Below are 9968 nucleotides of genomic sequence, written 5' to 3' on the forward strand. Positions count from 1 at the left end.
GGGGAGGAAGTGCCGCCCCTTCGGGGAGGAAGCACGGCCCTTTCGGGAAGGAGGGCGCGGCCTCTCCGGCGACGAGGGTCCGGCCCCCGGGGAGGGGGTTCCGGCCGCTCAGGGCGAGGCCGAGGCCACGTCCGCTACGCTCGATAGCGCCGGTATCACGCCTCTCACGTGCCAAATCACACCTCTGCGGGGGTGTGGCGCCCTCGCCGGTCGCCGAGGCGGCGACTAACATTGTTCTATGGCAAACTCAGTCGCTACCCATGACGAATCCGGCGCTCGCATACCCATGGGAGCGTTCGACTCGATTCCTCTCGGACTCACCTACGACGACGTCCTGCTCATACCCGGGGAGTCCGACGTCGTCCCGGCCGAGGTGGACACCGCCTCCCAGTTCACCCGCAACATCCGACTCAACGTGCCGCTGGTGACCGCTCCCATGGACACCGTCACCGAGGCCCGCATGGCCATCGCCGCCGCCCGCATCGGCGGGATCGGCATCCTCCACCGCAACATGTCCGCCGAGGACCAGGCCCAGCAGGTCGACCTGGTGAAGCGCTCCGAGTCCGGCATGGTCGCCGACCCGGTCACGTGCTCCCCGGACGACACGCTCACCGACGTCGACCGGAAGTGCGCCGAGTACCGCATCTCCGGCCTGCCCGTCACCGACGGCGAGGGCCGCCTGGTCGGTATCATCACCAACCGCGACATGCGCTTCGAGGACGACTTCTCCCGCCCGGTCCGCGAGGTCATGACCAGCGAGAACCTGATCACCGCCCCCGAGGGCGTCTCCTCCGACGAGGCCTTGGCGCTGCTGCACAAGCACCGCATCGAGAAGCTGCCCATCGTCGCCGGCGAGGGCCTGCTGCGCGGCCTGATCACCGTCAAGGACTTCGCCAAGCGCGAGGAGTTCCCCCTCGCCACGAAGGACGCCGCCGGACGCCTGCGCGTAGGCGCCGCCATCGGCGTCGGCGAGGACCAGTACGCCCGCGCGGCCGCCCTGGTCGAGGTCGGGGCGGACGTCCTGGTCGTCGACTCCTCCCACGGCCACTCGCGCGGAGTGGTCGACATGATCGCCCGCATCGTCAAGGACTTCGGCGACCGCGTCGACGTCATCGGCGGCAACATCGTCACCGCCGAGGCCGCCCAGGCGCTGATCGACGCCGGCGTCGACGGCGTCAAGGTCGGCGTAGGGCCGGGCGCCATCTGCACCACCCGCGTCGTCGCCGGAGTGGGCGTCCCGCAGGTGTCGGCCATCCTCGACACCGTCGAGGCCGCCAAGAAGGCCGGCGTCCCGGTCATCGCCGACGGCGGCGTCCAGTATTCGGGGGACATCGCCAAGGCCATCGTCGCCGGCGCCGGCACGGTCATGATGGGCCAGCTCTTCGCGGGCACCGCCGAGGCCCCCGGCGAGCTCGTCTACATGAACGGCAAGCAGTTCAAGTCCTACCGCGGCATGGGCTCCCTGGGCGCCATGCAGTCGCGCGGCCAGGCCAAGTCCTACTCCAAGGACCGCTACTTCCAGGACAAGGTGGAGTCCAACGACAAGCTCGTCCCCGAGGGCGTCGAGGGCCAGGTGCCGTTCCGAGGCAGCCTCTCCCAGGTGATGTACCAGCTCGTCGGCGGCCTCAAGATCGCCATGGGCTACACCGGCGCGTCGACCGTCGAGGAGATGCACGAGCGGGGACGCCTCGTCCGCATCACCGCGGCCGGCCTCAAGGAGAGCCACCCGCACGACATCCAGATGACCGTCGAGGCGCCGAACTACCAGACCCGGTAGGCGGCGGCCGCGCCGCGCCGGGGCGCGTGCTCCGGCGCGGCGCGGCTCCCTCCTATAGGGCCCGTCACGTCCTCCTCACGTCACACTCGCGCGCCGTGTGCTGTTCTTGCGCGGCGACCTGCTCTCATCTACAGTTGGTGCTGGTCTTTCTAGAGGAGTGTTGGAATGCGCGAAATGGTAGAGGTCGGGCCGGGCAAGATCGCGGCCAGGGGCTGGCGTCTCGAGGATGTGGCCCTGGTGCCGACCCGACGCACCCGTGACATCGACGACGTGTCCACCGACTGGCAGATGGACGCTTATCATTTCGAGATTCCCGCGGTCGGCCATCCCTCGGACGCGACCATGTCCCCGGCGACCGTCATCGAGATGGGCCGCCTGGGCGGTCTCGGCGTGCTCAACGCCGAGGGCCTCTGGTGCCGCTATGTCGACCCGTCCTCCATCCTCAAGGAACTGTCCGAGGCTGCCGAGGACGTCGCGGTCGAGCGCCTCCAGGAGGCCTACCGCGAGCCGGTCAAGCCGGAGCTGATCGCCGAGCGCGTCAACGAGATCCGCGCCGCCGGAGTCACCGCGGCCGTCCGCGTGAGCCCGCAGCACACGCAGGAGCTCGCCCCCGTCGCCGTCGAGGCGGGCATCGACCTCCTCGTCATCCAGGGCACCATCGTCTCGGCCGAGCACGTGTCCTCCGAGGACGGCGTGCTGAACCTCAAGACCTACATCTCCGACCTGGACGTCCCCGTCGTCGTCGGGGGAGCCACCAACTACAAGACCGCCATGCACCTGATGCGGACCGGCGCCGCCGGCGTCATCATCGGCGTGGGCTCCGACGAGTGGTCCACCACCGACGCGGTCCTGGGCATCGACGTGCCCATGGCGTCGGCCGTCGTGGAGGCCGCCGCGGCCCGCCGCGACTACCTGGACGAGACGGGCGGACGCTACGTCCACCTGATCGCCGACGGGGAGATCACCGACTCCGGCTCGATCGCCAAGGCCCTGGCCTGCGGCGCCGACGCCGTCATGCTCGGCTCGGTCCTCGCCGAGGCCGCCGAGGCCCCGGCGGTGGGCGCCTGGTGGCACTCCGCCGCCTCCCACCCGAAGCTGCCGCGCGGCCGCTTCCGCTCCCTGACCGGCGCCGACGTGGAGGTCCCCGACATGGAGGCCCTGCTCTACGGCCCGGCCACCTCCTCGGAAGGCAACCACAACCTCTTCGGGGCCCTGCGCCGCGCGATGGCCAAGACCGGGTACACGACGGTCAAGGAGTTCCAGCGCGCCGACATGGTCTCCTATAAGTAGGACACGGCCTCCTCCGCGGCAGTAGGCCGGACTTTCTCCGACCCTCGCGCCGCCGGCGCCCGAAAGGGCGCCGGCGGCGCGTTCTTTGTGCGCCTTTGCCTGCGGCGATGGATCTATGCAGGTTTTCCACAACTGACGGCCCCGGCTCCCTCCCTTCATGAGAAAAGTCCATAGAATGGGAGGGGACGGGGTCCTCCGTCCTCAGCAAACTGTCAGCTAGAACACGTAGGCTATCGAGCGTGAATCACAAGGTCGCACCGGACCGTTCCCGACCTGGGGCGGGGCGGGAACAAAAAACGCAGTATATGGTGTTGAGCACAACGTGATCTGCCCGTTCTGCTCCACACCGACCATCCCCGCAGCGCGTTACTGCCACCACTGCGGTGCTCCGCTGTCCCCGGAGGCATCGGCCCCCACCACCGAGCGCCGCTACGTGACGGTGCTCTTCGCCGACCTCTCCGACTTCACCACCTGGTCCGAGAGCCAGGACCCGGAGCGCGTCTCGACGGTCACCGACCGCCTGCTCGCCGAGTGCGTGAACGCGGTCAACACGTTCGGAGGACACGTCGACAAGCTCACCGGAGACGGCCTCATGGCGGTCTTCGGAGCCCCGCTCAGCCACGAGGACGACGCCGAGCGCGCCGTGCGCGCGGCGGCCGCGATGCAGAAGCGCGTGCGCAAGCTGCTGAAGGCCGAGTCCGGCGGCGGACTCCCCATCGGTCTGCGCATCGGCCTGCGCACCGGCCTCGTCGTGGCGGGCATGCAGGCGAACCTCGAGTACACCGTCATCGGCGACACGGTCAACACCGCCGCCCGCATCTGCGACAAGGCCACGACCGGCACCATCTGGGCCAGCGCCGAGACCCGCAACGCCACCCAGCACATGGCCGTCTGGCGGAAGCTCACCCCCGTGCCGCTCAAGGGCAAGAGGGCCGAGACGCGCGTCTTCCAGCTGCTGGGCCTCGAGGACGAGCCGGGCACGCGGGCCTCGCTGGGCGACAAGGCCCCGTTCATCGGGCGCGCGGCCGAGCTCGGCCGCATCACCGGGCGCCTGGACACCGTCATCGACCGCGGCGACCCGCTGGTCGTCATCCACACCGCCGAGGCGGGCATGGGGAAGACCCGCTTCGCGCGGGAGATCCGCACGATGTCCACCGAGCGCGGAGTGCGGACGCTCTCGACCCGGCTGGCCCCCTACGGCGAGGCCCGCCGCTTCGGGCCGCTCGCCGACCTGGTCCGCAAGGCCGCCGGCCTGTCCTTCGACACCGACCGGACCGCCGCGCTGACCAAGCTGCGCCGGCTGACGTCCGACAGCTCGGCCACCGTCAACTTCGAGGTGCTGCTCGGCCTGCTGGGGCACCGGAGGCTCGACCACGAGTCCGGTCCCGGCGGTTTCACCGGCGGCAACGTCGAGGAGAACCTCGTCCCCAACGCCGTGGCCGACCTGCTCAACGCCATGGCCGAGACCGAGCCCCTGACGCTCATCCTCGACGACCTGCACACCGCTACCGACGAGGGCCTCGACGCCCTGGGGATCACGCTGAGCCGCCTGCAGGGCCCGGTCCTGACGCTCATCTTCGGGCGCCCCGAGCTCACCCGCATGCGGACGCCGCGCACGCCGGGGTACGGCCGCGACGCCGGCCCGGCCACACGGGTCTCGCCGCTGCTGGCGCGGCTGTCGGAGTCGGAGGTCTACCCGCTTCCGCCGCTGACCGGCTCCGAGGCGGGCCGGCTGCTGAGCGCGTTCCTGGACGGCGGGCGCCTGCCCGCGTCGGACGAGGAGCGTCTGCTCGGCTTCGCGCAGGGCAACCCGTACTACCTGGCCGAGCTGGTCACCCTGCTGCAGGAGGAGAACCTCCTGTTCCGCGTGGAGTCGGACGGGCGGCCGGACTGGCGGCTCGCGGCGGGCTCCCTCACCGGCAAGGTCCTCTCGCGCGACCTCGCCCAGGTCCTCGGCGCGCGCATCGACGCGCTGCGGCCGGCGGCGCGCCAGCTTCTGCGGGCGACGTCGATATTCGGCGACGCGGTCGGGCCCGAGGCGACCGAGCTGCTCCGCAAGGAGCTGGGCCCGGACTTCGAGGACGCGCTGCAGGAACTGCTCGACAAGCGCATGCTGCGGCGCCGCTCCTACGGCGGCTACCGTTTCGTCACGCCGCTGCTCCGCGAAGCCGCCTACACGCCGATCGGCAAGGTCGACGCGGCGCACGCGCACGCGGAGATCGCCCGGTGGGCCGCCTCGGTCGAGCTGGACGGGCAGAGCGCCGACGACCTCGTCGTCTACCACGCCGAGACCGCTGCCTCTCTGGCCGACGACCTGGAGCTGGAACGCGAGGACGAGGTCTGGAACGTCGTCCCGCTGGCCATGGAGGCCGTCCACCAGCAGGCCCTGCGGGCCATGAACTCCTCGGAGCCGGAGCGCGCGATCGCGCTGCTCGACGGCATCGAGGGGCTTCGGGCGCTGGAGCCGGGGGACAGGCTGCTCAGGGCACGGGCGCTGGCGCGTCTGGGCCGGGTCGAGCAGGCCGAGACCGAGATCGACGGGCTCGCCGAGACCGTGGGCCTGTCGCTGTCGAACCCCCAGGCGGGGATCGCCTACGGAGACGCGAACATGATGGCCCAGCTGCTGCTTCTGAGGGGCCGCATCCAGCGGTACCTCGGCGAGCTGGAGGCCGCCCGGTCCACCTGGCAGGCGGCCCTGACCATCGCCAGGCGCGAGGAGCTCAACGGCCCCCGCTGCGACGCCGAGTGCCGGCTGGGCATGCTGGACTTCCTCGGCGGCCGCCTGGCGGAGGCGGAGGAGCACTTCCGCGTCGCCTACGAGGTGGCCTCGGGCGCGGAGGACGAGCGCCGGGTCGCCTGGGCCCTGCAGCACCGCGCCTGGGCCGACACGGCCCGCGGCGAGTTCGCCTCCGCCGAGGAGGCCCTGCGGGAGGCGGGGAAGACCTTCGCCCGCAAGCAGGACCTCGTCGGCCGGGCGTGGGTCCGCGGCGCCAACGCCTTCACCCTGCTGCTGGGCGGGCGCTACTCGGACGCCAAGAAGCTCGCGGTGAACTTCCTGCCCATCGGCGAGCGGGCCAACGACCTGTTCGCGGTGGGGCTGCTCAAGGCGATCCACGCGGCCGCCGCGGTGGAGACGGGCGAGCCGGAGGGCGCCGACGCGGAGGCGCGCGAGGCCTTCGCCGACTTCCACCGGATCAATGACGACTGGGGCCGCGGTTTCGCGACGCTCGTGCGGGCCCTGATCGCCGCGCGCGCCGGCCGGCGGGACGACGCGCTGGACTTGGCGGAGCAGGCCGAGGCGTTCGGGGCCTCGACCGGTCAGGCCCTGCTGGTGGGCATGGCCCACCTGGTCCGGGGCCGCGCGATGCTCGACTCGGGCGACGTCGCGGGGGCGCAGGCCATCGCGCGGGAGACGCTGCAGCGCATCGCCCCCGACGAGGTCCGCGAGAGTGCCCGGGCGGCGGCGAGCGCGCTGCTGGCCGACACGTTCGCGGCCCAGGGCGACGTGCCGGCGGCCCTGGCGGAGCTGGAGCCGTTGGTGCAGCAGTGGGACGAGCCCTCCCTGGGACTGCCGCGGAACCGGATCGTGGCCCGCTACGCGCAGCTGCTGGACGGGATCGGCGACGCGGACGAGGCGGAGTACTGGGCGGCCAAGGTGCTCGAGGCCTCGGGAGAGGACCTGGAGTCCGAGACGTGGGCGCGGCGCCGATTGGACGGGGTCCGCCCGTCCGAGCCCGCCGCTCCGTGACCGCCTATGGGGAATGTATCCGCAGTATGGTGCCGTTGCGCCTCAAGCGGACGGGTGCCCATTGCTACCGTCGCGGCACCCGCCCGCCCGAGCGCTCCACGGGGGATGTGATCACTATGCGCTACGCGCCCTTGGCGACACGCACAGGCGGGTTCAACCGTTCGGTCAGGATTCATGACCTTTTCGGGTAAAGGAGTTTCGGGGAGAGAGGCCGCCAGGTCACTTGGCGTACTTTTATACAATGGGACTCTGCCCCCGAGGAATCTTCAAGGAGCGTGTGGGATGAGGAGCGACCTCTCGAGTCGGCCCGGCCGGGGCGGCTCCCTCCCCCGATACTCTCAGTATGGAGGCCGAGACTAGTGGATACCATGTCGCGAGCCGGAAGCCTCGGCGACCGTCGGCGGCCGGCCCGCCATGCCCCCGACGACCCCGCCGAGCTCCTCGACGGAGTCGAGGAGCTGACCGACTTCCGACAACTGGCCAACGGCGCCTACTCGCAGGTGTGGGCGGCTCGTTCGGTCCACCTCAAGCGCGACGTCGCGGTCAAGATCGAGCGGCGCCAGCTGACCGACGGCCGCCAGCGCGAGCGTTTCCAGCGGACCATGGCGCAGGCGCGGGTCATCTCGCAGCATCCGTGCATCGTGCCCATGTACTCCTACGGCGTCGCCAACGGCGGGCACCCCTACTCCATCATGGAGCTGTGCCCGACGTCGACCGAGTACGCCATGCGGTCGATGGACGGGATGACGCCGGCCTCGGTGATCAAGACCGGCATCCGCGTGTGCGACGCGCTGGAGGAGATCCACGCCCAGGGCCTGGTCCACGGCGACGTCAAGCCCGCCAACATCCTCGTCAACCAGGAGGGGTACGCGCTCCTGACGGACCTCGGATTCGCCTCGGAGGACCGCGACCCGAACGGCCCGGTGTCGGTCACGGCCACGCCGGCCTTCGCCGCCCGCGAGGTGTTCAACGAGGGGCGCGTGACGCCCGCGGGGGACATGTACGCGCTGGCGGCGACGCTGTACACCCTTCTGAGCGGGACGCCGCCGCGCTTCCCCGAGGAGGGCGTCTCTGACATCAACGAGGTCATCGCCCTGCACGACCTGCCGATCCCCACGATCCCCGGGGTGTCGCCGCTGCTGTGCGAGATGTTGAAGACCGCGCTCATCGACAACCCGGAGGGGCGGCCCGACGCCGCCTATCTGCGCGACGCGCTCGGCTCCATCCCGGAGGAGTCCACGGGAGTGCTGCCGGTCGTGGACTTGCAGCAGCCCTTCCTGTCGCCGCCGCAGGAGGGCACCTTCTCGGCGTTCGCCTCCACCACGGTCGAGGCGCCGACGGTGGAGCCCGAGGAGGCGCGGCAGGAGCCGTTGCCGGGCTTGGGGGGCCAGGACGCTACGCACATCATCCCCGTGCTGCAGACGCGGCCCCGGGTGGTGCCTCAGTTCGAGAGGCCGTCGCCGGAGCCGCAGGGCTTCGAGCAGCCGGGGCTGGACTTCGAGTCCTCGCCGCCGAGGCCCGTTCCGCGGGAGGAGCCCCTCTTCGGAGGGGCGGACTCGCCGGTCTCCTCCGCACCGGTCTCTCCCACTCCCGCCGCGGAGGGCGGGGACGCGGACTCGCGCCTGCCGGTTCCGGCCGGGGAGCGGTCCCTCTCGCGCCGGGAGCGCCGGTTGAAGGAGGGCGGCCCGCGGTCCGACATGGGTCGGCTGATCGGCCTGATCGGGGTGGGCGTCCTTCTGGTCGGCCTGCTCGGGTGGGGCATGTGGGCGCTGCTGGCGGAGGACCCGCCGGCGCCGCTGGAGGACCAGAGCCTCAACAACAACGACTATGTCGCCGAGTGCACGCTCACCGAGGGAGTGGCGTCCTGTGTGTCCACTCCGACCTGTTACGTGGGGGAGTCTCCGGCGGATCTGACTCCGGAGTCCTGCGAGGCGGCGCATGTGTGGGAGGCCTACGCGCAGGGGCCCCTTCCCGACGGGGTGGCGAACGCCGATGACGCGGCGAAGAGCGAGGACGTCCAGGCCGTGTGCCTCAACGGGCAGCGCGACGACGGTCCGCTGGACCAGCTGATCGGGGCCGAGAAGATCGACTGGGTCACCGCCGTCCACGTTCCCGAGGACGGGGACGCGTTCCAGTGCGTGGCGAAGAAGGCCGATGACTCCAATGTCACCGGCTCGCAGTTCGCCCGCTCGGACTGACCGGCGTCAGTTATTCCGTTCGTACTGGTGGACGCCGGGTCCCAGCGCCTGGTAGAGCTCGTAGGCGCCGAATATGAGGGCGCCTATGGCGAAGATGGTCAGGAAGATGACGAGAGCGCGGCGGCTCCCCTTGCGGCGCTTCGGTACCGGATCGTCGTTGAGTTCGGCACACATGAATATCCTTCGATCGGGGGTCGATGGAATTAAGATACTACTGAACGCCCAACGGCCCCTGTGGAGTGGGCGCGCTCCCACCATCGGGGCGGGTGGGCGCCCATGAGCCGGGGCGTCCGGGCCGAGGTCCCGTCGTTCGAGTTCGCCGTGAGTCCGCCGCTCTCCGACGAGGAGTTGAACGAGTTGTTCACGGCGTCCTGGCCCGGCCATTCCGGCACGGCCTCGTTCCAGCCGGTCTTGTCCCGGAGTCTGTTGTGGATCGCGGCGGTGTCCGGCACGGAGCTGGCCGCCTTCGTGAACGTCGCCTGGGACGGTGGAGTCCACGCCTTTCTTCTGGACACCACGGTGCGCCCGGCCTTCCGGCGGACCGGCCTCGGCACGCGGGTCGTCCGGCTGGCGGCGCAGGAGGCGGCCGAGGCCGGCGCGGCATGGCTCCACGTGGACTACGAGCCGCACCTGGACGGTTTCTACACCGGGTGCGGGTTCCGGCCGACGAAGGCGGGCCTCATCGACCTCGGCGCCCGGCCGACTACCGTTGCGGGGGAGCGGGATCGCCGACTTCCGCCGTCCGGCCACTAGCATCTCCGTTCCTTCGCGCTGAACCGGGTTCCGGCGTGTCCTCCGTGGAGCGGTCCGGCCCGCTTCCGAAAAAGTTCTCACGGATTCGCCGTTTTCGCAGTCCCGCGTCCCCGCTCTTTGGACACTGGGCCCATGCCGGATCTCTATATAAACGGGAAGTGGGTCGACGCGGCCGGCGGTGGCACGCGCACCGTCCTCGACC

At 70.9% G+C, this 9968-nt stretch carries 6 protein-coding genes; 5 read left to right on the forward strand and 1 reads right to left on the reverse strand.

What is annotated here, in order from left to right:
• Window positions 1–286: 286 nt before the first annotated feature.
• The 4 genes from guaB (at window position 287) to ACFTE1_RS23655 (ending at window position 9013) form a co-directional block, all read left to right on the forward strand.
• Window positions 287–1777 (forward strand): IMP dehydrogenase, encoded by a 1491-nt coding sequence (guaB, locus tag ACFTE1_RS23640; protein ID WP_380625906.1) that lies wholly within the window; start codon window positions 287–289, stop codon window positions 1775–1777.
• A 165-nt stretch (window positions 1778–1942) separates the two neighbouring features.
• Window positions 1943–3067: a GuaB3 family IMP dehydrogenase-related protein gene (locus ACFTE1_RS23645; protein WP_380625841.1), complete on the forward strand. Its 1125-nt coding sequence runs from the start codon at window positions 1943–1945 to the stop codon at window positions 3065–3067.
• A 322-nt stretch (window positions 3068–3389) separates the two neighbouring features.
• Window positions 3390–6815 (forward strand): adenylate/guanylate cyclase domain-containing protein, encoded by a 3426-nt coding sequence (locus ACFTE1_RS23690; protein WP_449329520.1) that lies wholly within the window; start codon window positions 3390–3392, stop codon window positions 6813–6815.
• 368 nt (window positions 6816–7183) lie between these two features.
• Window positions 7184–9013 (forward strand): serine/threonine-protein kinase, encoded by a 1830-nt coding sequence (locus tag ACFTE1_RS23655; protein WP_380625839.1) that lies wholly within the window; start codon window positions 7184–7186, stop codon window positions 9011–9013.
• A gap of 6 nt (window positions 9014–9019) precedes the next feature.
• Here the strand turns inward: ACFTE1_RS23655 and ACFTE1_RS23660 are convergent, their stop codons facing one another.
• Window positions 9020–9187 carry a hypothetical protein gene (locus ACFTE1_RS23660; protein ID WP_380625837.1) on the reverse strand — a complete coding sequence of 56 codons (168 nt, stop codon included), beginning with the start codon at window positions 9185–9187 and terminating at the stop codon, window positions 9020–9022.
• A 102-nt stretch (window positions 9188–9289) separates the two neighbouring features.
• On the opposite strand from ACFTE1_RS23660, the gene ACFTE1_RS23665 reads away from it, so the two are divergent.
• Window positions 9290–9766 carry a GNAT family N-acetyltransferase gene (locus ACFTE1_RS23665; protein WP_380625835.1) on the forward strand — a complete coding sequence of 159 codons (477 nt, stop codon included), beginning with the start codon at window positions 9290–9292 and terminating at the stop codon, window positions 9764–9766.
• Window positions 9767–9968 lie beyond the last annotated feature (202 nt).

Source organism: Salininema proteolyticum (genome assembly GCF_042685645.1).
Classification (GTDB): domain Bacteria; phylum Actinomycetota; class Actinomycetes; order Mycobacteriales; family Micromonosporaceae; genus Salininema; species Salininema proteolyticum.